The following is a 26,286-nucleotide window of genomic DNA, read 5'->3' as shown; positions in this document are numbered from 1 at the left end:
TCAGGCCACCTTGCGGTCTTCACCGCTGCCAAACAGGTTGCTGGTGCAGCGCCCGCACAGCGTGGGGTGGGCCGCGTCGTGGCCCACGTCGTCGCGGTAATGCCAGCAGCGCTCGCATTTGGCATCAGAACTGGCACTGGCGCTTACCTGCAAAGCGTCTCCAGCTATTAATTCGATAGTGGATGTGATGAAGACGAACTTCAGGTCGTCACCCAGGCTGGCGAGCAGGGCGTGGTCTTCGGGGGCCACCGTCAGCGCCACGTTGGCCTGCAGCGACGAGCCTACCTGGCTGGCGGCGCGCAGGGCTTCGATTTCTTTGTTCACCGCATCGCGGATCTCGCGGATGCGGCTCCACTTGGCCAGCAGGCCGTCGTCGCTCTGGCCCAGCGCCGAGAAGGTCTCCAGGAAGATCGACTCGGAATCGCCAAAAATCTTCCACGCCTCTTCGGCGGTGAAGCTCAGGAACGGCGCCATCCAGCGCAGCATGGCGTGCGTGATCTGGTGCAGCGCGGTCTGGGCGCTGCGCCGCGCCAGGCTCTTGGGGGCGGTGGTGTAGAGGCGGTCCTTGAGCACATCCAGGTAAAAGCCGCCCAGGTCTTCCGAGCAATACAGCTGCAGCTTGGCGACCACCGGGTGGAACTCGTACACCTTGTAATGGGCCAGGATGTTTTCCTGGAACTGCGCGGCGCGCACGAGGGCGTAGCGGTCGATTTCGAGCATCTGCTCGAAAGGCACGGCATCGTTGGCGGGGTCGAAGTCGCTCACGTTGGCCAGCAAGAAGCGCAGCGTGTTGCGGATGCGGCGGTAGGCATCGACCACGCGCGCCAGAATCTTGTCGTCAATGGCCAGGTCGCCCGAGTAGTCGGTGGATGCGCACCACAGGCGGATGATTTCGGCGCCGAGCTTGCCGCTCACCTCTTGCGGCGAGACGGTGTTGCCGACCGACTTGCTCATCTTCTTGCCCTGGCCGTCCACCGTGAAGCCGTGCGTGAGCAGGCCGCGGTAGGGCGCGCGGCCGTAGATGGCGCTGGCCAGCAGCAGCGAGCTGTGGAACCAGCCGCGGTGCTGGTCGTGGCCTTCGAGGTACAGGTCGGCCTCGGGGCCTTCGTCATGGTGCATGCTGCCGTGCGTGCCGCGCATCACATGCCAGAAGGTGGAGCCCGAGTCGAACCACACTTCGAGGATGTCGGTGCTCTTGGTGTAGTGCGCGGCGTCCTCGGCGCCCAGCACTTCCTCGGCCGTCATGCGGCTCCAGGCCTCGATGCCGCCTTGCTCAACGATTGAAGCGGCCTGGTCGATGATCTCCATGGTGCGCGGGTGCAGCTCGCCCGAATCCTTGTGCAGGAAAAACGGCAGGGGCACGCCCCAGCTGCGCTGGCGCGAGATGCACCAGTCGGGCCGGCCGGCGATCATGTCGCGCAGGCGCGATTTGCCGTTCTCGGGGTAGAAATGCGTCTGCTCGATGGCGGCCAGGGCGGTCTGGCGCAGCGTGCCGGGGGCCTTGTCGGTGGTGAACACGCCTTCGCCCTCGTCCATGCGCACGAACCACTGGGCGGCGGCGCGGTAGATCACGGGCGTCTTGTGGCGCCAGCAGTGCGGGTAGCTGTGCGTGATGGTGGTGGTGCCCAGCAGGCGGCCGGCGGCCTGCAGCGTCTCGATGATGATCGGGCAGGCCTTCCAGATGTTGAGCCCGCCGAACAGCGCCAGCGACTCGTCATAGCGGCCGTTGCCCAGCACCGGGTTGAGGATGTCGTCGTACGGCATGCCGTGCGCCACGCAGGAGTTGAAGTCTTCCACCCCATAGGCGGGCGCCGAGTGCACGATACCCGTGCCGTCGGTGGCCGTGGCGTATTCGGCCAGGTACACGGGCGACAGGCGGCGGTAGCCGGCATCCACATCGTGCAGCGGGTGCTCGAACTCGATGCCCGCGAGCTTTTCCCCCTGGGCCACGGCCAGCACCTGGCCTTGCAGGTTCCAGCGTTGCAGGCAGGACTCGACCAGCGTTTCGGCCACGATCAGCAGGCCGCGCTCGGTGTCGACCAGCGCATAGGGCAGATCGGGGTTGAGGTTGAGCGCCTGGTTGGCGGGGATGGTCCAGGCGGTGGTGGTCCAGATGACGGCGAAGGCGTCCTTCTGTAACGCGGACAGGCCGAAGGCGGCGGCCAGGCGGGCGGGGTCGTGGGCCTTGAAGGCCACGTCCAGCGTCTGGCTCTTCTTGTCCTGGTATTCGATCTCGAACTCGGCCAGCGACGAGCCGCAGTCAAAGCACCAGTACACGGGCTTGAGGCCGCGGTACACGTAGCCGCGCTCCATCACGCGCTTCAAGGCGCGCAACTCGCCCGCCTCGTTGGCGAAGTTCATGGTCTTGTAGGGGTTGTCCCATTCGCCCAGCACACCCAGGCGCTTGAAGTCGGCCATCTGCTGCGCGATCTGCTCGGTGGCAAAGGCGCGGCTCTTGGCCTGCATCTCGTCGCGCGGCAGGTTGCGGCCGTGCAGCTTTTCGATGGCGTTCTCGATCGGCAGGCCATGGCAGTCCCAGCCGGGCACATACAGCGCGTCAAAGCCTTCGAGCTGGCGCGCCTTGGTGATCATGTCCTTCAAGATCTTGTTGACCGCGTGGCCAATGTGCAATTGCCCGTTGGCATAGGGCGGGCCGTCGTGCAGGATGAACTTGGGCTTGCCGCAGCGCGCGTCGCGCAGCTTTTTGTAGATGCCCTGGTCTTCCCACTCCTTGACCCAGCCTGGCTCGCGCTTGGGCAAGTCGCCGCGCATCGGGAAGGGCGTGTCGGGCAGGTTCAGCGTGCTGCGGTAGTCGGTGGGTGCGGGGCTGGCGTTGTCGGACATGGATAAGCCTTAAAGCGGGGCATTGCGGGGCGGGCCCGGGTCAAAACGGGAAGAGGGCAAGAGAGGCGAAGGGGGTCGCCCGAGCAGGCGCTGCGCAGGGCAGCCACCTCAAATTCGGTCGCGCGTGGTCTGGCGCCGGGTCTCGGTATCGGAGGGGGCGTGGGCCGAGGCAAAGTAGGCACGCGCATCGGCGCAGTCTTTGGCAATGCCCGCCGTCAGGGCATCGAGACCGTCGTATTTGAGCTCGTCGTGCAGTTTGTGCAGCAGTTCCACGCGGATGATTTTACCGTACGCCCCTTCGGGCCCCAGATCGGCGGGCCAGCTCAGGCAATGGGTTTCGAGCAGCACGCGGCCCCCGTTCACGTCGGTCGGATCGAGCGAGGGGCGCACGCCCAGGTTGGCCACGCCCGGCAGGGGTGCATCGCCGAGGCCGTGCACCAGCACGGCAAAGATGCCGCTGGCGGCGGGCTTCCAGTGGGCAAAGCGCAGATTCAGGGTGCGAAAACCGTCACCGGCCTCGGCGCTGCTGGCGCCCAGCGCGCGCCCGAGCTTGCGCCCATGCACCACATGGCCGCTGATGGCGTAGGGCCTGCCCAGCAGGCGCGCGGCGGCTTCCATGTCGCCTGCAGCGAGGGCCTGGCGCACTGCCGAGCTGGAAACGCGCAGCCCGTGCACCTCATAGCTGTTCATGCGCGCCACATCAAAGCCGCGGGCCGGGCCGGCGGCGTCGAGCATGGCGTAGCCGCCCGCCCGCTGGGCGCCAAAGCGGAAATCGTCGCCCACCAGCACATAGCGCGCGCCCAGGCCACGCACCAGCACCTCGTCGATGAAGGCCTGGGGCGACTGGGCGGCCAGCCGCGCGTCGAACGGCAGCACCACGGTCTGCTGCACGCCGCAGCGCTTGAGCTCGGTGAGCTTGTCGCGCAGCGTGCCAATGCGGGCCGGGGCCAGATCGGGCTTGTGGTGCACGCCCGCGAAATAGTCGCGCGGATGGGGTTCGAAGGTCAGCACGCAGCTTTCCACGCCCCGGTGCGCGGCTTCGCTGTTCAGCAAGGCCAGCATGGCCTGGTGACCCCGGTGCACGCCGTCGAAATTTCCAATGGTCAGCGCGCAGGCGCGGGCGATGCCCGGGTGGTGAAAGCCGCGAAAAATCTTCATCGGTTTGATATTGTTTTGATAGCAGCGTGCGCTTATGCATCAAGCGCAAGACGCCAATTTGTCATGAAATCGGAGTATATTGTGACCCATGGCTTGCCCCGCGCAGGGCTGCCCGCGAGACATCTGCGTTCAGAATCCTTTAGGACTTGCGCAAATCGGGATGCAACAACCGCCTTTTCCCAGGGGCGAGCCACTTGCCAGAGTCCTGTTTTGCGTAAGTCATGTCCTTGTGTACTTTTGTTCCAGGAGGCGTGTTTTGAAGGTCTTGAAGCTGTCAGCCCAAGGGCTGCCCCAATCGTGGATCACGCTGGAGCAGGCGGTGATTCACTATGCCGCCGGAGAGGTGCGCTGGGAATCGGGCGGACAGATCGCCCGTTTCCGGGGCGGCTACAGCGCCATCACGGGCGAGCAATCGGTGATTGCCGTCAACAGCATCATCGGCACGCGTGGCGTGCCGGGCATCAACCCCTTCGATCTCAAGCCCAGCCTCACCAACAGCAAGCTGTTTGCGCGCGATCGCAACATTTGCGCCTATTGCGGCGGGTACTTTCACGAAGAAGACCTCACGCGCGAGCACATCGTGCCCTTTGCGCGCAATGGGCAGAACCACTGGATGAACGTGGTCACCGCCTGCCGCCCCTGCAACCACCGCAAGGGCCCGCGCACGCCCGAGCAGGCCCACATGCCGCTGCTGTATGCGCCCTATGTGCCCAGCCTGTGGGAAGACTTCATCCTGCGCAACCGGCGCATCCTGGCCGACCAGATGGAGTTTTTGATGGCGCATGTGCCCAAATCGTCGCGCCTGCTGGTGTGAAGGGGCTGCCGGCCGCCTGTTTATTGCGGCGCACACGGCCTTCGTCCCAGGCCGTTTGGCTGTGGTCCAATAGGCGTTTTCCCTTGGTTTTTTGGCATGATCGTTCGTGAGCGCCCCTCCGGGCTACGGTTGTTTCTGGTGCTGCGCGGCTCGGTGCTGCAGCGCATTCGCCTCACCCTGCTGCTCAACATCCTGCTGGCGACGCTGGTCACCCTGCTGCATGGCAACTTGTTCACGCTCAAGATCACGCTCACTGCCATTCCCTTCACCCTGATTGGCCTGCCACTGGCCATTTTTCTGGGGTTTCGCAACACCACCGCCTACGACCGCTATTGGGAAGCCCGCAAGCTGTGGGGCGAGATCGTGCACCGCACCCGCTCGCTGTCGCGCCAATGCCAGGGTCTGATCAACCTGCCCGACAGCCTGGACGCCGCGCGGCGTGACGACGATGTGCGGGTGCGCATGGTGCACCGCGCTATTGCCTTTGTGCATGCGCTGCGGTTGCAACTGCGCGATCAACGCGATGACGCGGTGCTGCAGCGCTGGCTGACCGCTGCCGAGTTCGACAAGGCCCGCAACACCTCGAACCCCGCCGACACGCTCATGCTGCACATGGGGCGCGACCTGGGCGAGTGCGTGCGCCGGGGGCAGATCGATCCCTGCCTGGCGGCATCGGTGGATGCCACGCTGTCGTCCCTCACCGCTGCTGGCGCATCGTGCGAGCGCATCAAGAACACGCCGGTGCCGTTTTCCTACACTCTGCTGCTGCACCGCACGGCGTACATGTATTGCTTTTTGCTGCCCTTCGGGCTGGTGGATACCACGGGGTTCATGACGCCCTTTGTGGTGGGCATCGTGGCCTACACCTTCTTTGGCCTCGATGCGCTGGGCGACGAGATCGAGGAGCCCTTCGGTCTGGAAAGCAACGACCTACCGCTCGACACCCTGTGCCGGGCCATCGAGATCAATTTGCGGGAATCGCTGGGCGAGAAAGACCTGCCGGCGCCCTTGCTGCCCGTGAATTTCAGGCTGACCTGAACGATGGCTGCGGGCGGGGTGGCGCGGCAACGAAGAACCGCCCTCGGGCGGTTTTCCGTTGGGCCAGACCCGCACTTTCAGGCAAACACGCCTGCGGTGTCTTGCATGCGAGCGGACACTTCGCCCAGGTGGTGCAGCGTGTCGCCAAAGGTCACTTCCAGCTGTGTGAGCTTCTTGAAATAGTGGCTCACGATGTACTCGTCGGTCACGCCGATGCCGCCATGCAGTTGCACGGCCTGCTGGCCCACAAAGCGCATCGATTGGCCCAGCTGCACCTTGGCGCGAGCCATGGCGGCGCGGCGTTCGGCGGCGGGGGCGCCCAGCTTGAGGCTGGCGTAGTAGCTCATGGAGCGCGCCAGCTCCAGCTGCATCTTCATGTCGGCCACGCGGTGGCGCAGCGCCTGGAAGCTGGCGATAAAAACGCCAAACTGCTTGCGCTGGTTCATGTACTCGACGGTGATGGCGAGCGTCTTGTCCATCACGCCCACGGCTTCGGCGCAGGTGAGGGCAATGCCGGTGTCCACGGCCAGCTCCAGCGCGGCCAGGCCGTCGGTGGTGATGAGCGTGGCGGGGGCGCTCGCGAGCTGCACCTCTGCCGCGCGGCTTCCGTCTTGTGTGACGTAGCCTTGGGTGGTGACGCCGCTGGCGCTGCGCTCCACCAGGAAGAGGGCGATCTTGCCGTCCAGTTGCGCGGGCACGATGAATGCATCGGCCTGGTCACCGGAAGGAACTATGCTTTTGACAGCCGTTACCGCATACCCTGATTGCGCCTGCGTGACTTTTGCCTCGCAAACATCGAGGCGGTAGCGCGCCTTGCGCTCCTGCTGCGCCAGCACCACCAGCGCCTCACCACTGGCCACGCGGGGCAGCCAGGCCGATTGCACGTCGGCGGGGGCGTAGTGCGACAGCACGCTGCTGGCCATGAAGGCCTGGGCAATGGGCTCCAGCACGATGCCGCGGCCCAGCTCTTCGGCCACCACCATGGCGTCGATGGCGCCCTGGCCCATGCCGTCGTGTGCTTCGGGCACGGTCAGGGCGGTCAGGCCCAGCTCGGCCAGCTCGCCCCAGGCGGCGCGGTCAAAACCGCCAGCGGCCACCGCGGCGCGGCGGCGCTCAAAGGTGTAGCCCTTGTCCACCCATTTGCGCACGGCGTCGCGCAGCTGTTCCTGGTCGTCAGAAAAATCGAAATCCATATGTCTCTCCTTGTACTGGCTGTGGCGCCGTGGCGCCTTCTACAACCAGCGAAGCTCTAACTAGACCCCCCCCCTGGAGGGGGCACGGGGGAGCAGTCCTGTCGCGCAGTGCGGGGACTGTTTTCGGCGTCAGCCGAGAACAGTCTGCGCAACGATATTCCGCTGCACTTCATTGCTTCCACCGTAGATGGTGGTCTTGCGCAAGTTGAAGTAGGTGGACGCCAGCGGCGCGTTGGCGGTGACACCGCCAGGGAAGTCGCCTTGCCAGCCAGCCTCCATGGCCTCTTCGATGAAGGGCATGGCAAAGGGGCCGGCGGCCAGCATCATCAGTTCGGCATAACGCTGCTGGATCTCGCTGCCCTTGATCTTGAGCAGCCCGGCGATATCGAGCGAGTTCTTGCCCGATTTCTCGGCCGACAGCACGCGCAGCACCAGCATTTCCAGCGCCACGATGTCCACCTCCAGCAGCGCAATCTGGTCGCGGAAGCGCAGGTCGTCCCACACGCCTTCGGTCTTGGCGATGCGTTTGAGGCGCTCCAGCTCGCGCTTGCTGCGGTTCACGTCGGCGATGTTGGTGCGCTCGTGGCTCAGCAGGTGCTTGGCGTAGGTCCAGCCCTTGTTCTCTTCGCCAATCAGGTTCTCGGCGGGCACTTCGACGTTGTCGAAGAACACTTCGTTGACTTCGCACTCGCCGTCCAGCAGCTTGATGGGGCGCACGGTGACGCCCTTGGACTTCATGTCCAGCAGCAGGAAGGAGATGCCGGTCTGCGGCTTGCCCTCGGTGCTGGTGCGCACCAGGTTGAACATCCAGTCGCCATGCTGGCCCAGGGTGGTCCAGGTCTTTTGGCCGTTGACGATGTACTTGTCGCCCACGCGCTCGGCGCGGGTCTTGACGCTGGCCAGGTCCGAGCCCGAGCCCGGTTCGCTGTAGCCCTGGCTCCACCAGACTTCGCCGCTGGCGATGCCGGGCAAAAAGCGCTTTTGCTGCTCGGCATTGCCAAACGCCATGATCACCGGGGCCACCATCACGGGGCCGAAGGGGATGATGCGCGGCGCACCGGCCAGCGCGCACTCTTCTTCAAACAAGTGCTTTTGCACGGCCGTCCAGCCGGGGCCGCCAAACTCTTTGGGCCAGCCAAAGCCCAGCCAGCCTTTTTTGCCCAGAATCTTGGCCCAGCCCTGCATGTCTGCACGGGTCAGGCGCAAGGCGTTGTGAACCTTGTGAGAGATTTCTTTGGGCAGATTGGCGTGAACCCAGGCGCGAACTTCTTCGCGGAAGGCCTGCTCTTCGGGGGTGAATGCGAGATCCATGCGGTGCGTCTCCTAATGATTCTGTGTTTGTAGCACGGTCGTTCGTTTTAAGCCTGTCCGGGTGGTGACATGGGCGCGGGGTCTGGGGAAATGCCCAGTTCAGAGCACAGCCGCTGCACCGTGGCCTGGAGGCTGGCCACTTCTTTCTCCAGTGTGTCCACCCGGGCCTGCAGGGCAGGGGACGCGCCTGCGACGCTGTGGCCTGCCCCTGGGTTGCTGGCCGTGGTGTCCACCGGCCCGCACATCAAGTGCGCCCAGCGCTGCTCGCGGGCGCCGGGGGCGCGGGGCAACTGCACCACCAGCGGGCCGCCCTTTTCGGCACTGCGCTCCTGCAGTTCGTCCAGAAAGGCTTCGACTGACGAAATGTCGGCAAACCGGTACCAGCGCTCGGCGTTGATGCGCAACTCGCCCGTCGTCTGCGGGCCGCGCAGCATCAAGAGGCCCAGCAGCACGGCCGACTGCTCGGGCACCCCCACGCCGCGCTGAAAGTTGTGTTCCCAGCGCGTGGTGCGGTTGCCGCTGCTCTCAAACGCCAGGGTCAGCAGCTTGAGCGAATCCAGCGCCTCCTGCGCCTCGGCGTCGCTGAGGGTCATCACCGGGTCGCGGCTGGTTTTCTGGTTGCAGCCCGTCAGCAAGCCGTTGAGCGACATGGGGTAGCTGTCGGGCACGGTGCGGGCCTTCTCCATCAGGGTGGCGAGCACGCGGGCTTCGTTGGGAGTGAGGGGACGGGTCGCAGGATCAAAAGGCATGGCAGGGATAATCCGGGGCAATTTATGAAGAACATCGTCATTTTGATCTCTGGCGGCGGCTCCAACATGGCCACCATCGTTCGCACCGCACAACAAGAGAACTGGGCCCGGCGCTACGGCGCCCAGGTGGCGGCCGTCATCAGCAACAAGCCCGATGCCGCAGGGCTGGTTTTTGCCCGCGAGCAGGGCATTGCCACTGCCGTGCTGGACCACAAGGCCTTTGCCAGCCGCGAAGCGTTCGATGCCGAGCTGGCCGCAACCATCGACCGCCACCAGCCCGCGCTGGTGGTGCTGGCCGGGTTCATGCGCATCCTCACGCCGGGTTTTGTGGCGCATTACGCCGGGCGGCTGATCAACATCCATCCTTCGCTGCTGCCCGCTTTCACTGGGCTGCACACGCACCAGCGCGCCATCGATGCGGGCTGCAAGTTCGCGGGCGTGACGGTGCACCAGGTGACCGCCGAGCTGGACGTGGGCCCGATCCTGGACCAGGCCGTGGTGCCGGTGCTGCCAGGCGACACGGCCGAGACGCTGGCCGCCCGCGTGCTGACGCAAGAGCATGTGATCTACCCGCGCGCCGTGCGGGCGCTGGTGCAGGCGCTCTGATCCTTTGCGTGGCGTCGCAGTGTGAGGTTGCTATTTAATTAATAGCGTATGGCGATTGATTGGTAAGCGCTAGAGCCTGTTTTCATTCAAATTCGTTGCCAGGGGTTGCGCCTTCGCTGCACCGCTCAAAGCGCGGCCGCATCTGCCCGTTGAACGACACGTTTTCCAGAAACATGGCCGCAGGCCGCACCCACAGGCCCCGTTGGCCATATAGCGCGCGGTACAGCGTCATGGGCTCCAGCGTTTCGCTGTGGCGCACGGTGTCGATCACTTCATAAAGCCCGCCCTTGTAGTGCCGGTACAGGCCCGGCGGCGTGTGGATGAGTGTGGGCAGGTCGTCGTCGGTCATGTGGCAAGAGCGAGCCGTAGGGGCCGCAGAGAGAGGATGCGCCGATTGTGCGCGCCTGCCGGTGGACTGTGGCGGCTTTGCCGCTGGGGTGGTGTGTGCGTGCCGATCGCGGTGTCGGTGGGACAATCGGGGCATGCACCCCAAAGTACTTATCGATGCCTGTGCAGAACTCATCAGGCTCACCCTCACCTTTGAACACCCCGCCGATGCCGTGGTGTCGCGTTTCTTTCGCGACAACCGGGGCCTGGGCCCCCGCGAGCGCGCCACGCTGGCCGAGACGGTCTACACCGTGCTGCGCAAGAAGCTGCTGTTTGACCACATTGCCCCCTCGGGTTCCGGCCCCAAAGAGCGGCGCCTGGCCATTCTGGGCTTCCATGGCCCGCGCGATTTTTTGCTGGGCGGCCTGACCGAGCAGGAAAAAAACTGGCTGGCCCAGTGCGACGCCGTCAAGCCCGATGACCTGATGGAGCGCCATCGCCATAACCTGCCCGAGTGGCTGGTTCAGCCCCTCAAGGAGCAGCTGGGCGCGGGTTTCTGGCCGCTGGCGCAGAGCCTGTCGCAACCGGCCCCGCTCGATCTGCGTGTCAATGCCTTGAAGGAAAAACGGGCGGATGTGCAGAAGGAGCTTGCGCAAGCAGCTATTAAATCGGTAGCAACGCCTTATTCTCCGTGGGGCCTGCGCATTGACGACAAGCCCGCTCTGACCAAACTGGATGCCTTCACGCGCGGCGCCATCGAGGTGCAGGACGAAGGCTCGCAGCTGCTGGCCCTGCTGCTGGACGCCAAGCGCGGCGAGATGGTGGTGGATTTTTGCGCCGGCGCGGGCGGCAAGACGCTGGCCATTGGCGCCACCATGCGCAGCACCGGCCGCCTGTATGCGTTTGACGTGTCGGCCCACCGGCTCGATGCGCTCAAGCCGCGGCTGGCGCGCAGTGGCCTGTCGAATGTGCACCCTGCCGCCATCGCCCATGAGCGGGACGAGCGCATCAAGCGCCTGGCCGGCAAGATCGACCGCGTGCTGGTGGATGCCCCCTGCTCGGGCCTGGGCACGCTGCGCCGCAACCCTGACCTCAAATGGCGCCAGTCGGCCCAAAGCGTGCAGGAGCTGGTGGCCAAGCAAACGGCCATCCTCGACAGCGCCGCGCGCTTGCTCAAGCCGGGCGGGCGCCTGGTGTATGCCACTTGCAGCATCCTGCCCCAGGAAAACGAGGCCATTGCCGAGGCGTTCAGTGCCGCGCACGCAGATTTCGAGATGCTCGATGCCGGCGAATTGCTGGAGCAGCTGAAGGTGGCGGACGCCCGCAGCCTGTGCAGCGGCGGCGCCTTGGGCACTGGCTATTTGCGCCTGTGGCCCCATTTGCACCAGACGGACGGATTTTTCGCGGCGGTCTGGGTTAAAAAGCCCTGAGGTGGCGCTGGCGGGGGCATGAAAGTGCCCGCCCCGTCGGCCGCACAATGGTCCTGAAAACAGCGCCGCGCCCCGAACTCCAGCGGGGTGCGGCATTCCAACGCCAGCATCCCACCGTGTTGGGGGATGTTTCTTCTGGAGCAAGGTGATTTGACTATGCTGTTACCCGATTGGGCTGTCCTGAACGCCGCCATTGACTGGCTGGGCCATGGCTTGTGGCGCCTGGCCTGGTGGCAGATCGTGCTGTACACCCTGGCAACCACCCACATCACCATTGCGGCGGTCACGATCTTTTTGCACCGCGCCCAGGCGCACCGTGCGCTGGATCTGCACGCCATTCCCGCGCATTTTTTTCGTTTCTGGCTGTGGCTTGCCACGGGCATGGTGACCAAGGAATGGGTGGCCATCCACCGCAAGCACCACGCCCGATGCGAAACCGTGGACGATCCTCACAGCCCCCAGACGCGCGGCCTGGCCACCGTGATGTGGCGCGGCGCCGAGCTGTACCGCGCTGAGTCGACGAACATGGAAACCCTCCAAAAGTTCGGCCAAGGCACGCCGAGTGACTGGATCGAGCGCAACCTGTACAGCCGCTTCAGCTGGCAGGGGGTGGCGCTCATGCTGATCCTGGATCTGGCCCTGTTCGGCGCGCTCGGCGCGGCTGTGTGGGCCGTGCAGATGGTCTGGATTCCGTTCTGGGCGGCCGGTGTGGTCAATGGCGTGGGCCACTACTGGGGCTACCGCAACTTCGAGGCGCCGGACGCCAGCACCAACCTCTCGCCCTGGGGCATCGTCATTGGCGGCGAAGAGCTGCACAACAACCACCATACCTACCCCACATCGGCCAAGTTCTCGGTCAAGCCCTATGAGTTCGACATGGGCTGGGCCTATATCCGTCTGATGCAGGCGGTCGGCTGGGCTACGGTGAAGAAGGTGCCGCCCAGGCTGCGACTGGGTGATGTGAAGCCCGTGGCCGATGAAAAGACGCTGGAGGCGCTGATTGCCAACCGCTACGAGGTGATGGCCAGCTATGCGCGCGGTGTGCGCCAGGCCTGCAAGGCCGAGATGGCCGCGCTGCAGGCGCGCCAGGCCGATGCGTCGGTGCTCCAGGCGGCCAGGCGCTGGCTGCACCGGGATGCGGAGAAGGTGCCCGCCGTGGCTTTGCCGCAGCTGGCCCAGGCGCGCGCCGCGTCGCCAGTGCTCGACACGATGATCACCATGCGCGAAGAGCTGCGCCAGCTGTGGCTCAACACCTCGCACTCGCGCGAGCAGCTCACGGCGGACCTGCAGGCCTGGTGCCGCCGGGCCGAAGACAGCGGCATTGCGGCACTGCGTGATTTCTCGATGCGCTTGCGCGCTGCCAAGGCCTGATTTCATGCCCGCCCGCAGCCTGTGAAGGTGGTGGGTCATTTGGGTGGGTTGGGCGCGGGCATGAAAAAACCGCCCAACCTTGCGGCAGGGCGGTTTTTCCGAAAGATCGGAGGCTGAATTACTTCAGCTTCATTTCCTTGTATTCCACATGCTTGCGAGCTTTTGGATCAAATTTCATGATCAGCATCTTCTCGGGCATGGTCTTCTTGTTTTTGGTGGTGGTGTAGAAGTGGCCGGTACCCGCAGTGGATTCCAGCTTGATTTTGTCGCGTCCGCCTTTGCTTGCCATGGTGTTTCTCCTTAAGCCTGGCCACGTGCGCGCAGGTCTGCGAGCACAGAATCAATACCGTTCTTGTCGATCAGACGCAGACCGGCGTTGGAGATGCGCAGGCGCACCCAACGGTTTTCGGTCTCGACCCAGAAACGGCGGTATTGCAGGTTCGGCAGGAACCGGCGCTTGGTTTTGTTGTTGGCGTGGGAAACATTGTTTCCGACCATGGGCTTCTTGCCCGTTACGTCGCAGACGCGTGCCATGAGGACATCCGATACTTTTTAACGGCCGTTTGCTGGCGCCCCCGGGCTTGATCCCGAAGGCCTGCTTGCGGCCTCACCTCGCCAGAAAGGGTGGCGGTAACCCGATTTGCCTGCCCGTAAGCGCGATTGAAAAACCGGCCCGAATTCAGCAAAGCCGCAGATTATAACCTGCAGCTTATTTTTTCATCAAGCCTCTTGTTCGAGGAAGCGCTGCGCATCAAGGGCTGCCATGCACCCCGTGCCGGCGCTGGTGATGGCCTGGCGGTAGACATGGTCCTGCACGTCGCCCGCGGCAAAGATGCCGGGCACACTGGTCTGAGTGGCAAAGCCCTTGAGGCCGCCTTGCGTGACGATGTAGCCGTTTTCCATGGTGAGCTGGCCCTGGAAGATCTCGGTATTGGGCGCGTGGCCAATGGCGATGAAACAGCCCTGCAGCGTGATGTCCTGGGTGCTGCCATCTTGCGTGCTCTTGATGCGGATGCCCGTGACGCCCGTGTTGTCGCCCAGCACCTGGTCGAGGGTGTGGAACAGCTTGAGCTCGATCTTGCCGGCGGCCACTTTTTCATGGAGCTTGTCCACGAGGATGGGCTCGGCCTTGAACTTGTCGCGCCGGTGCACCAGCGTCACCTTGCGGGCGATGTTTGACAAATACAGGGCTTCTTCCACGGCCGTGTTGCCGCCGCCCACCACGCACACGTCCTGGTCGCGGTAGAAGAAACCGTCGCAGGTGGCGCAGCCCGACACGCCCTTGCCCATGAAGGCTTCTTCCGAGGGCAGGCCCAGGTATTTGGCCGATGCGCCGGTGGCGATGATGAGCGAGTCGCAGGTGTAGGTGCCGCTGTCGCCCGTGAGCGTGAAGGGGCGCCGGCTGAAATCGACCTTGTTGATGTGGTCAAAAATGATCTGCGTCTTGAAGCGCTCGGCGTGCTCCAGAAAGCGCTGCATCAGGTCCGGGCCCTGCACGCCGTGCACGTCGGCCGGCCAGTTGTCCACCTCGGTGGTGGTCATGAGCTGGCCGCCTTGGGCGATGCCGGTGATGAGCACCGGGTTCAGGTTGGCGCGTGCCGCATAGACGGCCGCCGTGTAGCCTGCGGGGCCAGATCCGAGGATCAGAACTTTCGCGTGTTGGGTGGTGGACATGGAAAAAAACCTGTGTGTTGCATCCGCCACAGAGCGGATGCTGTTGAGAAAATTCGGGATCGGTGGCGAAGTATCCACCGTGTGCGGCCTCTTCAGGCGGGCCCTTATCAATCACCGCGATTGTAAGAACCCATGAAAAACCCGTCGTGGCTTGGGTTGCGCGGTGTCGCACCAGGTGCAGGTCGGCGGTGGCGGTGCGTCGGCGTGCCCGGTGCCTGCGGCAGAACGGCAAGATAGCGTCACTGGCGTTACTGGATGTGAACGTGGTTGGTGCGAACGCCACTGCGGAGCCGTGTAGCTCCTGCCATGCATGGGGTAAGCTTGCCCGGCACGCTTATGACCTACTCCCTTAATACCCTGAATGCATCCTCTGCGGCCAAGTCCGCGCCACGCACTGGCGCCGCCCGCTTCGGCCAGGAAATAGGCCTTGTTGTCGGCCTTTTGGCGCTGGTTTTCTGGCTGCTGGCACTGACCAGCTATTCCGCACAGGACGCAGCCTGGTCCACCTCGGGCACGCGCGGCGACCTGCTGGTGGCCAACTGGGCGGGGCGTTTTGGCGCCTGGCTGGCCGATGGCAGCTATTTCGCGCTGGGGTTTTCGGTGTGGTGGTGCGTGGCGGCAGGGGTGCGTGCCTGGATCGCTTCGCTGGCGCGGTGGATGCGCGGTGGTGAACTGGCGGCGGGTGCTGCCAGCCCCTTCGCGCGCCGTGCGTTGTTCTGGGGCGGGCTGGTGCTGCTGATGTGCGCCAGCACGGCACTGGAATGGTCGCGCCTGTATCGCCTTGAAGCCTTCCTGCCCGGCCACGCGGGTGGCGTGCTGGGTTTCCTGGTGGGGCCCGCCAGCGTGAAATGGCTGGGCTTTACCGGCTCGGGCTTGCTGGGCATCGTGGCGCTGGTGTTGGGGGCCGCTCTGGTGTTCCGCTTTTCCTGGGGGCATGTGGCCGAGGTGCTGGGCGCGCGCATTGATGCCCTGGTGCAGTCGCGTCTGGCCCGACGCGAGGTGGCCAAGGACGTGGCCGTGGGCCGCAAGGCCGCGCGCGAGCGCGCCGTGGTGGTGCTGGAAGAGCGCACCGAGAGTGAAGAGCACCACCCGCAGCCGGTGCAGATCATCGAGCCCGTGCTGGCCGATGTGCCGCAAAGCGCCCGTGTGGTGAAAGAGCGGCAAAAGCCCCTGTTCACCGAAATGCCCGACAGCAAGCTGCCCCTGGTGGACCTGCTCGACGGCCCGCTGCAGCGCCAGGAAACCGTGGCGCCCGAGACGCTGGAGATGACCAGCCGCCTGATCGAGAAGAAGCTCAAGGACTTCGGCGTGGAAGTGCGCGTGGTGGCCGCCATGCCCGGCCCGGTGATCACCCGCTACGAGATCGAGCCCGCCACCGGCGTCAAGGGCTCGCAGATCGTGGGCCTGGCCAAGGACTTGGCGCGCTCGCTCAGCCTGGTGTCCATCCGCGTGGTGGAAACCATTCCAGGCAAGAACTTCATGGCGCTGGAGCTGCCCAACGCCAAGCGCCAGTCGATCCGGCTGTCCGAAATCCTCGGTTCGCACATCTACCATGAGGCCAAGAGCATGCTCACCATGGGCCTGGGCAAGGACATCGTGGGCAACCCGGTGGTGGCCGACCTGGCCAAGATGCCGCATGTGCTGGTGGCCGGCACCACGGGCTCGGGCAAGTCGGTGGGGATCAACGCCATGATCCTCTCGCTGCTCTACAAGGCCGAGGCACGCGATGTGCGCCTCTTGATGATCGACCCCAAGATGCTGGAAATGTCGGTCTATGAAGGCATTCCGCACCTGCTGGCGCCCGTGGTCACCGACATGAAGCAGGCCGCCCATGGCCTGAACTGGTGCGTGGCCGAGATGGAGCGGCGCTACAAGCTCATGTCCAAACTGGGCGTGCGCAACCTGGCTGGCTACAACCAGAAGATCGACGAGGCCAAGGCGCGCGAGGAGTTCATCTACAACCCATTCAGTCTCACGCCCGAAGAGCCTGAGCCGCTGCAGCGCCTGCCGCACATCGTGGTGATCATCGACGAGCTGGCCGACCTGATGATGGTGGTGGGCAAGAAGATCGAAGAGCTGATCGCCCGCCTGGCGCAAAAGGCGCGCGCCGCCGGCATTCACCTGATTTTGGCCACCCAGCGCCCCAGCGTGGACGTGATCACCGGCCTGATCAAGGCCAACATTCCTACCCGCATCGCGTTCTCGGTGGGTTCCAAGATCGACAGCCGCACCATTTTGGACCAGATGGGCGCCGAGGCGCTGCTGGGCATGGGCGACATGCTCTACATGGCCAGCGGCACCGGCCTGCCGATCCGGGTGCATGGCGCCTTTGTCAGTGACGAAGAAGTGCACCGCGTGGTGAGCTACCTCAAGACCCAGGGCGAAGCCGATTACATCGAGGGCGTGCTCGAAGGCGGAACTGTGGACGGCGACGGTGATCTGTCAGGAGAAGGCGGCGGTGGCGATGGCGGCGAGAAGGATCCCATGTACGACCAGGCCGTCGAAGTGGTGCTGAAAGACCGCAAGGCCAGCATCTCGTATGTGCAACGCAAGCTGCGCATTGGCTACAACCGCTCGGCGCGTCTGCTCGAAGACATGGAAAAGGCGGGCCTGGTGAGCGGCCTGACCACCAGCGGCCAGCGCGAAGTGCTGGTGCCCGCACGCAGCGAATGACCCGGGCAGGGCGACGGGCCTGGTTCCGTGGGTCTCCAAACCAAGGAGTTTTTGTTGAAAAAGATCGTTACTGCAATTTTGATAGCTGCTAGCGCAACACTGGCAAGCGCCGACGGGCTAAAAAGCCTCGAATCCTTCATGAAGGGCAGCCAGACGGGCCGCGCCGACTTCACCCAGGTCGTCACCTCGCCCCCAAAGGACGGCCAGGCCGCGCGCACCAAAACCAGCAGCGGCACCTTCGAGTTCCAGCGGCCGGGGCGTTTCAGGTTCGTCTATAAAAAGCCTTTCGAGCAGACCATCGTGGCCGACGGGCAGACGCTGTGGCTTTACGACGTGGACCTGAACCAGGTCACGCAGCGTTCGCAGTCCCAGGCCCTGGGCAGCACGCCCGCCGCGCTGCTGGCATCGGCGCCCGACCTGTCGGCCTTGCGGGCAGATTTCACGCTTGAAGCCGCACCCGACCAGGATGGCCTGCAATGGGTGCTGGCTCGCCCCAAGGCCAAAGACGGCCAGCTGCAAAGCGTACGTGTGGGCTTTGCGGGCGAGCAACTGGCCGCGCTTGACATCCTGGACAGCTTCGGTCAGCGCTCGGCCATCCGCTTTACCGGCATGCAGACCAACGCCGCGCTGCCAGCGGCCAGCTTCCAGTTCAGGCCGCCGCAAGGGGCAGACGTGGTGAAGCAGTAAATGCTACGTAAATGATAGCTTCAAGCGCTTTCTGGTAAAGCGCTAGAGGCACATTTGGCTCAAAAAACAGCGTGATGTAAACGGGACAAGAACATGGCAGCACGCAGTGCCTCCGCACCCTCGCACGCGCACAACGCACACCCCGCGCACCGGCCCCTGGCCGAGCGCCTGCGCCCGCGCCGGCTCTCTGAAGTCATTGGCCAGCAGCATGTGCTGGGGCCGGGCATGCCGCTGCGCCTGGCCTTTGAATCGGGCCGACCGCACAGCTGCATCCTGTGGGGCCCACCGGGCGTGGGCAAGACCACGATTGCGCGCTTGATGGCCGATGCGTTCGATGCGCAGTTCATCAGCATCAGCGCCGTGCTGGGTGGGGTCAAGGACATCCGCGAGGCCGTGGAGCGCGCCGAGGCCGCCCGCGATGGCTTGATGCAGCAGCGCACCATCGTGTTCGTCGATGAGGTGCACCGCTTCAACAAGAGCCAGCAGGACGCCTTTTTGCCGCATGTCGAAAGCGGGCTGTTCACCTTCATCGGCGCCACCACCGAGAACCCGTCGTTCGAGGTCAATTCCGCGCTGCTGTCGCGTGCGGCGGTGTATGTGCTGCAGCCGCTCTCGGAACAGGATTTGAAGCAAATTGTGGCCCTGGCCCAATCAGAGCAAGCGCTTCAAGCTATCGAAAAGGGAGCAATCGAGCGGCTGGTGGCCTACGCCGATGGCGACGCGCGGCGTCTGCTCAACACGCTCGAAACCCTGGCCATGGCGGCCGCGCAGGAAAAACTGACCGAGATCACCGACGCCTGGCTGCTCAAGGTGCTGGGCGAGCGCATGCGACGCTATGACAAAGGCGGCGAGCAGTTCTACGACACCATCAGCGCGCTGCACAAATCGGTGCGCGGCTCTGACCCCGACGCGGCGCTGTACTGGCTGGTGCGCATGCTCGACGGCGGCGCCGACCCGCGCTACATGGCGCGCCGCCTGGTGCGCATGGCCAGTGAAGACATTGGCCTGGCCGACCCGCGCGCGCTGCGCCTGGCACTCGACTGCGCCGAGGTGTACGAGCGCCTGGGCAGCCCCGAGGGCGAGCTGGCGCTGGCCGAATGCGTGGTCTATCTGGCCGTGGCGCCCAAGTCGAACGCCGTGTACAAGGCCTACAACGCCGCGCGCGCCTATGTGAAGCAGGACAGCACGCGCCCCGTGCCCATGCACCTGCGCAACGCGCCCACCCAGCTCATGAAACAGCTGGACTACGGCAAGGGCTACCGCTATGCCCACGACGAGGAAGGCGGGTTTGCAGCGGGCGAGCGTTACCTGCCCGACGGAATGGCGGAGCCGGGCTTTTACCAGCCGGTGGAGCGCGGGCTGGAAATCAAGATCGCGCAAAAACTGCGCGATTTGCGCGCGCGCAATGCCGCCGCTGCCACCCCGGATGCCGACAACACCTGAGCCGGGGCTGGACCGGACGGGCGACGGGGCATTCAAACCGGTCTGGCTTGCTGTCAGTACTAAGTTTGCACAGCATTTGAGATAGGTCCATCCATCGTGCTTATGCATGGCGTGTCCGGCTGATGGGTCAGAAACTCAAGGGAAAACCCCGTCAGACAAGGCGCCGGCTGCCGAAGACTACTGGCTACAACCCCGTCCTCAAACCCGCGCAGCTGCACTCCTGGCGGGTTTTTTGCTACATGGCAGTCGGGCCCACAAGGCTGTACCGATTTCGGTGCCAAAGCGGTGGGTACGTCACAAACGAAGGACTTCTCTTATGGACATTTTGCTGCAGCAGATCATCAACGGTCTGGTTCTTGGCAGCATGTACGCCTTGATAGCCTTGGGCTACACCATGGTGTACGGCATTATTCAGCTGATCAATTTCGCCCACGGCGAAGTGCTCATGGTCGGCGCTCTCACCAGCTGGAGTTGTATCGGGCTCATGCAGCAGGCCATGCCGGGCGCGCCGGGCTGGCTCATCCTGCTGCTGGCCACCATCATTGCCTGTGTGGTGGCAGCCACCCTCAATTTCGTGATTGAGAAGGTGGCCTACAAGCCGCTGCGCTCCAGCCCGCGCCTGGCGCCGCTGATCACGGCCATCGGCATGTCGATCCTGCTGCAGACGCTGGCCATGATCATCTGGAAGCCCAACTACAAGTCCTATCCCACGTTGCTGCCGGCCACGCCGTTCCAGGTGGGCGGGGCGGTCATCACCTCTACCCAAATTTTGATTCTGGGCGTGACCGTGGTGGCCCTGGCTGCCCTGATGTACCTGGTGAACTACACCAAGCTCGGCCGTGCCATGCGCGCCACGGCCGAAAACCCCCGCGTGGCGTCGCTCATGGGCGTCAAGCCCGACATGGTGATCTCGGCCACCTTTATCATCGGCGCCGTCCTGGCGGCCATCGCCGGCATCATGTATGCCTCCAACTACGGCACGGCACAGCACACCATGGGCTTTCTGCCGGGGCTCAAGGCCTTCACGGCGGCGGTGTTCGGTGGCATCGGCAACCTGGCCGGCGCCGTGGTGGGCGGCATATTGCTGGGCTTGATCGAGGCCATCGGTTCGGGCTATATCGGCACCCTCACGGGCGGCGTTCTGGGCAGCCACTACACCGACATTTTTGCCTTCATCGTGCTCATCATCATTCTCACGCTGCGCCCCTCGGGCCTGCTGGGTGAACGCGTGGCCGACCGTGCCTGAGGACCTATTGCCATGAAGAACACCAAAATCAACTGGATCCTGGGCGCTATCGCCCTGCTGGTCCTGCCACTGCTGTTGCAGTACTTTGGCAACGCCTGGGTGCGCATTGCGGACCTGGCCTTGCTTTATGTGATGCTGGCCCTGGGCCTGAACATCGTGGTGGGCTACGCCGGCCTGCTGGACCTGGGCTATGTGGCGTTCTACGCCGTGGGCGCCTACCTGTTCGCCCTGATGGCCTCGCCGCACCTGGCCGATAACTTTGCGGCCTTTGCCGCCATGTTTCCCAACGGGCTGCACACCTCGCTGTGGATCGTCATACCGCTGGCCGCGCTGGTGGCGGCGTTTTTCGGGGCGTTGCTGGGCGCGCCCACCCTCAAGCTGCGCGGTGACTACCTGGCCATCGTGACGCTGGGCTTTGGCGAGATCATCCGCATCTTCCTGAACAACCTGGACCACCCCGTCAACCTGACCAACGGCCCCAAGGGCATGGGCCAGATCGACTCGGTCAAGATCTTCGGGCTCGATCTGGGCAAGCGGCTGGAGCTGTTCGGTTTTGACATCAATTCCGTCACGCTCTATTACTACCTGTTCCTGGTGCTGGTGGTTATCTCCGTCATCATTTGCTACCGCCTGCAGGACTCGCGCATCGGCCGTGCCTGGATGGCCATCCGCGAAGACGAAATCGCCGCCAAGGCCATGGGCATCAACACCCGCAACATGAAGCTGCTGGCCTTTGGCATGGGGGCCTCGTTCGGCGGCGTGTCGGGCGCCATGTTTGGTGCGTTCCAGGGCTTTGTCTCGCCCGAGTCGTTCAGCCTGATGGAGTCGGTCATGATCGTCGCCATGGTGGTGCTGGGCGGCATTGGCCACATTCCTGGGGTGATTCTGGGCGCGGTGCTGCTGTCGGCCCTGCCCGAAGTGCTGCGCTATGTGGCCGGCCCGCTGCAGGCCATGACCGACGGCCGCATCGACTCGGCCATCCTGCGCCAGCTGCTGATTGCGCTGGCCATGATCATCATCATGCTGTTGCGTCCCCGTGGTTTGTGGCCAGCGCCCGAGCGCGGCAAGAGCCTCACGCAGAAGACCTGAACACCACAGAGAGCGAAAACATGGCAGAACAAAACAAAGATGTGGTGCTGCGGGTTGCCGGCATCTCCAAGCGCTTTGGCGGCTTGCAGGCATTGTCCGACGTGGGCATCACCATCGAACGGGGCCAGGTGTATGGCCTGATCGGCCCCAACGGCGCGGGCAAGACCACCTTTTTCAACGTGATCACCGGCCTGTACACGCCCGACAGCGGCAGCTTCGAGTTGGCCGGCAAGCCCTACGAGCCCACGACCGTGCATGAAGTGGCCAAGGCGGGCATTGCCCGCACCTTCCAGAACATACGCCTGTTTGCAGAAATGACGGCGCTGGAAAACGTGATGGTGGGCCGCCACATTCGTACCCAATCGGGCCTGTTGGGCGCCGTGCTGCGCACCAAGGGCTTCAAGGCGGAAGAAGCCGCCATCGCCAAGCGCGCGCAAGAGCTGCTCGACTACGTGGGCATCGGCAAGTTTGCCGATTACAAGGCGCGCACCTTGAGCTACGGTGACCAGCGCCGCCTGGAGATTGCCCGGGCGCTCGCCACCGACCCGCAGCTGATTGCCCTGGACGAGCCCGCCGCTGGCATGAACGCCACCGAGAAGGTGCAGCTGCGCGAGCTGATCGACCGCATCCGCAACGACAACCGCACCATCTTGCTCATCGAGCACGACGTGAAGCTGGTGATGGGCCTGTGCGACCGCGTGACCGTGCTCGACTACGGCAAGCAGATCGCCGAAGGCACGCCTGCGACCGTGCAGAAGAACGAAAAAGTGATTGAGGCCTATCTGGGCACCGGAGGACATTGAGAATGGCCGAAAAATCCAACAAGGTACTGCTGCGGGTCAAGGGGCTGAAGGTGGCCTACGGCGGTATCCAGGCCGTGAAGGGCGTGGACTTTGAAGTGCGCGAAGGTGAGCTGGTCTCGCTGATCGGCTCCAACGGCGCCGGCAAGACCACCACCATGAAGGCCATCACCGGCACGCTGCCCATCAACGATGGCGACATCGAGTACCTGGGCGAGAGCATCAAGGGCAAGGGCGCATGGGATCTGGTCAAGAAGGGCCTGGTGATGGTGCCGGAAGGCCGCGGTGTGTTCGCCCGCATGACCATCACCGAAAACCTGCAGATGGGCGCCTACATCCGCAACGACAAGGCGGGCATTGCGGCCGACATCGAGAAGATGTTCACCATCTTCCCGCGCCTGCGCGAGCGCAAGGACCAGCTCGCTGGCACCATGTCGGGCGGCGAGCAGCAGATGCTGGCCATGGGCCGCGCGCTGATGAGCCAGCCCAAAGTGCTGCTGCTGGACGAGCCCTCCATGGGCCTGTCGCCCATCATGGTGGACAAGATCTTCGAGGTGGTGCGCGACGTGTACGCGCTGGGCGTCACCATACTGCTGGTGGAGCAGAACGCCAGCCGCGCGTTGGCCCTGGCAGACCGTGGCTACGTCATGGAATCGGGCCTCATCACCATGACCGGCCCCGGCCAGGAACTGCTGAGCGACCCGCGCGTGCGCGCCGCTTATCTCGGCGAGTGAACGCGGCGCCTGCGGGCGCTGGTGTTGTTTTGAAAGGCACTGCACTGGCGGCAGTGCCTTTTTTGTTGGTCGCGCGGTATGTGTAAAAAGCTTCATAATTGATAGCTATTTCCGCTTATCCAGCAAGGGCTAGAGCGATATTTGGCTTGTATTTTTGTATTTGCTGCCCTGTGGCTTGGTGTCCATGAACTCTCTGCAATCGCTCCCCGTCAGCCTTCAAACCATCGTGTTGCTGGTGGCCAGCAACATCTTCATGACCTTTGCCTGGTATGGGCACCTGAAGAACCTGGCAACGTCGCCCTGGTACGTGGCGGCGCTGGTCAGCTGGTGCATTGCGCTGTTCGAGTATCTGCTGCAGGTGCCCGCCAACCGCATTGGCTACACCCAGTTCAATGTGGGGCAGCTCAAAATACTGCAAGAGGTCATCACGCTGTCGGTGTTTGTGCCGTTTGCCGTGCTTTATCTTGACCAGCCCCTGAAGTGGGACTATTTGTGGGCTGGCCTGTGCATGATCGGCGCGGTGTATTTCATCTTCCGCGGGGGCTGATGGCGGGTTGGATAGCAGACCGCATCGTCGAGGCCGCCCGGGCCTTTTTGCTGCTGGAGGTGAACCGCAGCGACCCCACCTGCGCGAAAAGTACAACCAGGATGGTGACAACGCTGAGCGTGCCACCGACCGTGTCACCCAGGATGTCAACCGTCTGATCCAGGATTCGGCCGAAACCATGGCGCTGTACGACGTGTATCACATGACCGAGGAGGTCACGCGCCTGACCAATCTGAGTCTGAAATGCTGCGAGCGCCTTCGTTGCTGCCATTGTTTACTGGGTCAGTCTGCAGCTGTACTGAGACCGCCAGAAGCTCTTTTGGCTTGAATTCGGTTGCTATTGCGAGATCTTGCGCGCTTCCTCGATTTGATATTCGAAATAGCGCTGAAAGCTGAAAGCCAGACTGGCCATCAGCACGGCCGTGCCGAACATCAGCGCCAGGCCGATGGCGAAAATCGTGGCCCACCGCGTGCGGCCGGCAGGTGCATCCGGCGCGGCCGCCGGGTTGAAGCGGGCATTCCATTTTTCCGGCGTCATCAGGCCAAACAAAATGGCTTGCAAGGCGCAGCCTGCGATGGTGAACCCGAGCAGCGGGATCAGCACCCAACTGTAGTGATCGTCCTGCCCCAACTCCTGCACCCGCTGGATGCCATACAGGCCCAGCGCTGTGGGAATGGGCAGCAGCCAGCCGAGCATGTCGGAAAGGCCATGCAGATAAAAGCGGTGCAGACCCAAAGGCCCACCCACGAAGGCGAGCCAGGCGGCCACGGTTTTGTTTTTCATCGCCGGGCCGCCCCAAGATGAAAAGCGGCCCCCTCGGGGGGCAGTGACCACACGAAGTGGGGAACGTGGGGGTAAGTTTTCATCGCCGGGCTGCCCCAAGATGAAAAGCGGCCCCGTCAGGGAGAAGTGAGCACGCGAAGTGGGAGGCGTGAGGGTAATGGTTCATGCCCTGATTATTCCGGTGAAGTGGTGTCACCGGCGCCCAAGGTCTTTTCCATCAGCACGATGTCGCGCCAGGCGCCGAATTTCCAGCCCATTGAACGCAGGACGCCGACGTCGGTGAAGCCCAGCGCGCGGTGCAATCCGATCGAGCCCGCGTTGGCCGAGTCGCCAATCACGGCCAGCAGCTTGCGCACGCCGGCTGCTTCCGCCTGTGTCGCGAGTTCGGCCAGCAGTTTGCGCCCCACACCCATGCCGCGTGCGCTGTCGGCCACATAAATCGAATCTTCGGCAGAGAAGCGGTAGGCCGGGCGCGGCTTGAACCAGTTTGCGTAGGCAAAGCCCAGCACCTGCCCGTCTTTTTCGGCCACCAGCCAGGGCAGGCCGCGTGCCAGTACGTCGGCGCGGCGCGCGGCCATGTCGGACTCAGTGGGTGGATCGATCTCGAACGTACCCGTGCCGTGCAGCACATGGTGGGCATAGATGGCGGTGACCGCAGGCAGGTCGCTGTCGTTGCTGGGACGAATAATGGGCATGAAAGAGGGAAATGGATATAATCGCGGGCTTTGCAGCGTGTCGCTGGCCGGGTGGCCATGTCGCGTGTCTCAAGCGTTGCGAATATGGTTGCAAATACTGTGGCTCAAGGCAAATGTTGCCGGAGTTCACCACCCGAAGGATAAATCATGGTCGTCATTCGACTTTCCCGCGGCGGCTCTAAAGGTCGTCCTTTTTTCAACATCGTCGTTGCTGACAAGCGCGTGCGCCGTGATGGCCGCTTCATCGAGCGCATCGGCTTCTACAACCCCACCGCCAAGGAAACCGAAGAAGGCCTGCGCATCGTGCAAGACCGTCTGACGTACTGGCAAAGCGTGGGCGCCCAGTCCTCTCCCACGGTGGATCGCCTGATCAAGCAAGCCGCCAAGAAGGCTGCTTAAAGCTCCCCGAAAAGGGCGGGTTCCGTTGGCTTGCCCGGCGGAACCCGCCCTTTTCTTTTTTTGCACGAAATACACCATGGCTGCACCCCTGACGCTCGAACCCGCCGAACTCCCTGCCGATGCCGTCGAGGTCGGGCGCATTGCCGATGCCTGGGGCGTCAAGGGCTGGTTCAAGGTGGTGTCGCACAGCACCACGCCCGAGGCGCTGTTTGCCGCCAAGCGCTGGTATCTGCAGCCTTCCGAGCGCGGCGCCAAAGCGTTTTCCGGCACGGTGCAGTTGCAGATTCGCCAGGTCAAGGACCATTCCGACACGGTGGTGGCCTGGGCGCAGGGCATTGACGACCGCGATGCCGCCGAGGCCTTGCGGGGCGCGCGCATTTTTGTGCCGCGGTCGGGCTTCCCTGCCACCACGCAAGACGAGTACTACTGGGTGGATCTGATCGGCCTCTCGGTCGTCAACCGCGAAGGCGTGGCGCTGGGCCAGGTGCAGGAGCTGATGTCCACCGGACCGCAGACCGTGCTGGTGCTGGCCTACGCGCAAGACGGCAAGACCCAGGAGCGCATGATTCCGTTCGTCTCGGCGTTTGTTGACCAGGTGGATCTGCCTGAAAAGCGCATCACGGTGGACTGGCAGCCGGACTACTGATCGGCCCGCACTCTGGCGCGCCGCGCAC

Annotated in this window: 26 protein-coding genes and 1 pseudogene; 16 read left to right on the top strand and 11 right to left on the bottom strand. The window is 63.9% G+C overall.

Annotation, left to right across the window (positions count from 1 at the left end; all coding sequences use genetic code 11):
• Both ileS and J8G26_RS07400 read right to left on the bottom strand, forming a co-directional pair.
• A complete protein-coding gene (ileS, locus tag J8G26_RS07405; RefSeq protein ID WP_210568443.1) occupies positions 1-2,844 on the bottom strand; it encodes an isoleucine--tRNA ligase in 2,844 nt (947 codons plus the stop codon).
• A 108-nt stretch (positions 2,845-2,952) separates the two neighbouring features.
• The gene (locus J8G26_RS07400) at positions 2,953-4,002 is read right to left on the bottom strand and encodes a bifunctional riboflavin kinase/FAD synthetase (protein ID WP_210568442.1); all 1,050 of its coding nucleotides are present in this window, start codon (positions 4,000-4,002) and stop codon (positions 2,953-2,955) included.
• Positions 4,003-4,258: 256 nt separating this feature from the next.
• Here J8G26_RS07400 and J8G26_RS07395 point away from each other — a divergent pair, with 256 nt between their 5' ends.
• Positions 4,259-4,816, top strand: coding sequence for an HNH endonuclease (locus tag J8G26_RS07395; protein ID WP_210568441.1), 558 nt, complete (start codon positions 4,259-4,261; stop codon positions 4,814-4,816).
• 96 nt (positions 4,817-4,912) lie between these two features.
• Positions 4,913-5,854 (top strand): bestrophin family ion channel, encoded by a 942-nt coding sequence (locus J8G26_RS07390; RefSeq protein WP_210568440.1) that lies wholly within the window; start codon positions 4,913-4,915, stop codon positions 5,852-5,854.
• 77 nt (positions 5,855-5,931) lie between these two features.
• On the opposite strand, the gene J8G26_RS07385 is transcribed toward J8G26_RS07390, so the two are convergent.
• The 3 genes from J8G26_RS07385 to J8G26_RS07375 all read right to left on the bottom strand — a co-directional run bounded on the left by J8G26_RS07385 (position 5,932) and on the right by J8G26_RS07375 (position 9,107).
• Positions 5,932-7,047 (bottom strand): acyl-CoA dehydrogenase family protein, encoded by a 1,116-nt coding sequence (locus J8G26_RS07385; RefSeq protein ID WP_210568439.1) that lies wholly within the window; start codon positions 7,045-7,047, stop codon positions 5,932-5,934.
• Between the two features lie 129 nt (positions 7,048-7,176).
• A complete protein-coding gene (locus J8G26_RS07380; protein ID WP_210568438.1) occupies positions 7,177-8,358 on the bottom strand; it encodes an acyl-CoA dehydrogenase family protein in 1,182 nt (393 codons plus the stop codon).
• A gap of 47 nt (positions 8,359-8,405) precedes the next feature.
• Entirely contained in the window at positions 8,406-9,107 is a 702-nt protein-coding gene (locus J8G26_RS07375) for a YceH family protein (RefSeq protein ID WP_210568437.1), read from the bottom strand.
• Positions 9,108-9,131: 24 nt separating this feature from the next.
• On the opposite strand from J8G26_RS07375, the gene purN reads away from it, so the two are divergent.
• Positions 9,132-9,713, top strand: coding sequence for a phosphoribosylglycinamide formyltransferase (gene purN / locus J8G26_RS07370; protein WP_087744187.1), 582 nt, complete (start codon positions 9,132-9,134; stop codon positions 9,711-9,713).
• 82 nt (positions 9,714-9,795) lie between these two features.
• On the opposite strand, the gene J8G26_RS07365 is transcribed toward purN, so the two are convergent.
• Positions 9,796-10,062 (bottom strand): DUF1653 domain-containing protein, encoded by a 267-nt coding sequence (locus J8G26_RS07365; RefSeq protein ID WP_210568436.1) that lies wholly within the window; start codon positions 10,060-10,062, stop codon positions 9,796-9,798.
• 133 nt (positions 10,063-10,195) lie between these two features.
• Between J8G26_RS07365 and J8G26_RS07360 the strand changes: the two genes are divergently transcribed.
• Together J8G26_RS07360 and J8G26_RS07355 are read left to right on the top strand one after the other, a co-directional pair.
• On the top strand, positions 10,196-11,470 hold the full coding sequence (locus J8G26_RS07360; RefSeq protein ID WP_210568435.1) for an RsmB/NOP family class I SAM-dependent RNA methyltransferase: 1,275 nt from the start codon (positions 10,196-10,198) through the stop codon (positions 11,468-11,470).
• A gap of 156 nt (positions 11,471-11,626) precedes the next feature.
• Positions 11,627-12,841, top strand: coding sequence for a fatty acid desaturase (locus tag J8G26_RS07355; protein WP_210568434.1), 1,215 nt, complete (start codon positions 11,627-11,629; stop codon positions 12,839-12,841).
• A 118-nt stretch (positions 12,842-12,959) separates the two neighbouring features.
• Here J8G26_RS07355 and rpmG read toward each other — a convergent pair whose 3' ends face one another.
• The 3 genes from rpmG to trxB form a co-directional block, all read right to left on the bottom strand.
• Positions 12,960-13,130 carry a 50S ribosomal protein L33 gene (gene rpmG, locus J8G26_RS07350; RefSeq protein WP_008904999.1) on the bottom strand — a complete coding sequence of 57 codons (171 nt, stop codon included), beginning with the start codon at positions 13,128-13,130 and terminating at the stop codon, positions 12,960-12,962.
• Between the two features lie 11 nt (positions 13,131-13,141).
• Entirely contained in the window at positions 13,142-13,375 is a 234-nt protein-coding gene (gene rpmB / locus J8G26_RS07345; protein ID WP_086927950.1) for a 50S ribosomal protein L28, read from the bottom strand.
• A 186-nt stretch (positions 13,376-13,561) separates the two neighbouring features.
• Complete coding sequence (trxB, locus tag J8G26_RS07340; protein WP_210568433.1) at positions 13,562-14,515, bottom strand: thioredoxin-disulfide reductase; 954 nt, start codon at positions 14,513-14,515, stop codon at positions 13,562-13,564.
• 336 nt (positions 14,516-14,851) lie between these two features.
• Here trxB and J8G26_RS07335 point away from each other — a divergent pair, with 336 nt between their 5' ends.
• The 9 genes and pseudogenes from J8G26_RS07335 to J8G26_RS07295 form a co-directional block, all read left to right on the top strand.
• Positions 14,852-17,188, top strand: a complete 2,337-nt coding sequence (locus J8G26_RS07335; RefSeq protein ID WP_210568432.1) for a DNA translocase FtsK — start codon at positions 14,852-14,854, stop codon at positions 17,186-17,188.
• Between the two features lie 54 nt (positions 17,189-17,242).
• Positions 17,243-17,875: an outer membrane lipoprotein chaperone LolA gene (gene lolA / locus J8G26_RS07330; protein ID WP_087744196.1), complete on the top strand. Its 633-nt coding sequence runs from the start codon at positions 17,243-17,245 to the stop codon at positions 17,873-17,875.
• A gap of 93 nt (positions 17,876-17,968) precedes the next feature.
• On the top strand, positions 17,969-19,318 hold the full coding sequence (locus J8G26_RS07325; protein ID WP_210568431.1) for a replication-associated recombination protein A: 1,350 nt from the start codon (positions 17,969-17,971) through the stop codon (positions 19,316-19,318).
• Between the two features lie 316 nt (positions 19,319-19,634).
• The gene (locus tag J8G26_RS07320; RefSeq protein ID WP_210568430.1) at positions 19,635-20,564 is read left to right on the top strand and encodes a branched-chain amino acid ABC transporter permease; all 930 of its coding nucleotides are present in this window, start codon (positions 19,635-19,637) and stop codon (positions 20,562-20,564) included.
• Between the two features lie 12 nt (positions 20,565-20,576).
• The gene (locus J8G26_RS07315) at positions 20,577-21,653 is read left to right on the top strand and encodes an ABC transporter ATP-binding protein (protein ID WP_087744204.1); all 1,077 of its coding nucleotides are present in this window, start codon (positions 20,577-20,579) and stop codon (positions 21,651-21,653) included.
• 20 nt (positions 21,654-21,673) lie between these two features.
• The gene (locus J8G26_RS07310) at positions 21,674-22,456 is read left to right on the top strand and encodes an ABC transporter ATP-binding protein (protein ID WP_087748183.1); all 783 of its coding nucleotides are present in this window, start codon (positions 21,674-21,676) and stop codon (positions 22,454-22,456) included.
• Between the two features lie 2 nt (positions 22,457-22,458).
• Positions 22,459-23,187 (top strand): ABC transporter ATP-binding protein, encoded by a 729-nt coding sequence (locus tag J8G26_RS07305; protein WP_210568429.1) that lies wholly within the window; start codon positions 22,459-22,461, stop codon positions 23,185-23,187.
• 184 nt (positions 23,188-23,371) lie between these two features.
• On the top strand, positions 23,372-23,734 hold the full coding sequence (locus J8G26_RS07300; RefSeq protein ID WP_210568428.1) for a DMT family protein: 363 nt from the start codon (positions 23,372-23,374) through the stop codon (positions 23,732-23,734).
• Positions 23,734-23,996, top strand: a pseudogene (locus J8G26_RS07295) (DUF47 domain-containing protein); the annotation flags it as partial. The gene J8G26_RS07300 and the pseudogene J8G26_RS07295, both read left to right, overlap by 1 nt.
• A 75-nt stretch (positions 23,997-24,071) precedes the next feature.
• Here J8G26_RS07295 and J8G26_RS07290 read toward each other — a convergent pair.
• Entirely contained in the window at positions 24,072-24,518 is a 447-nt protein-coding gene (locus J8G26_RS07290) for a hypothetical protein (protein WP_210568427.1), read from the bottom strand.
• Positions 24,519-24,691: 173 nt separating this feature from the next.
• On the bottom strand, positions 24,692-25,213 hold the full coding sequence (locus J8G26_RS07285; protein WP_210568426.1) for a GNAT family N-acetyltransferase: 522 nt from the start codon (positions 25,211-25,213) through the stop codon (positions 24,692-24,694).
• 147 nt (positions 25,214-25,360) lie between these two features.
• Between J8G26_RS07285 and rpsP the strand changes: the two genes are divergently transcribed.
• Both rpsP and rimM read left to right on the top strand, forming a co-directional pair.
• The gene (gene rpsP, locus J8G26_RS07280) at positions 25,361-25,612 is read left to right on the top strand and encodes a 30S ribosomal protein S16 (RefSeq protein ID WP_010463504.1); all 252 of its coding nucleotides are present in this window, start codon (positions 25,361-25,363) and stop codon (positions 25,610-25,612) included.
• A gap of 76 nt (positions 25,613-25,688) precedes the next feature.
• The gene (gene rimM, locus J8G26_RS07275) at positions 25,689-26,258 is read left to right on the top strand and encodes a ribosome maturation factor RimM (RefSeq protein ID WP_210568425.1); all 570 of its coding nucleotides are present in this window, start codon (positions 25,689-25,691) and stop codon (positions 26,256-26,258) included.
• Positions 26,259-26,286 lie beyond the last annotated feature (28 nt).

Source organism: Acidovorax sp. JG5 (assembly GCF_017939685.1).
Lineage (GTDB): Bacteria > Pseudomonadota > Gammaproteobacteria > Burkholderiales > Burkholderiaceae_C > Acidovorax.
The sequence above is the reverse complement of the archived record's forward strand: the minus strand, read 5'-3'. Positions and strand labels throughout refer to the sequence as shown.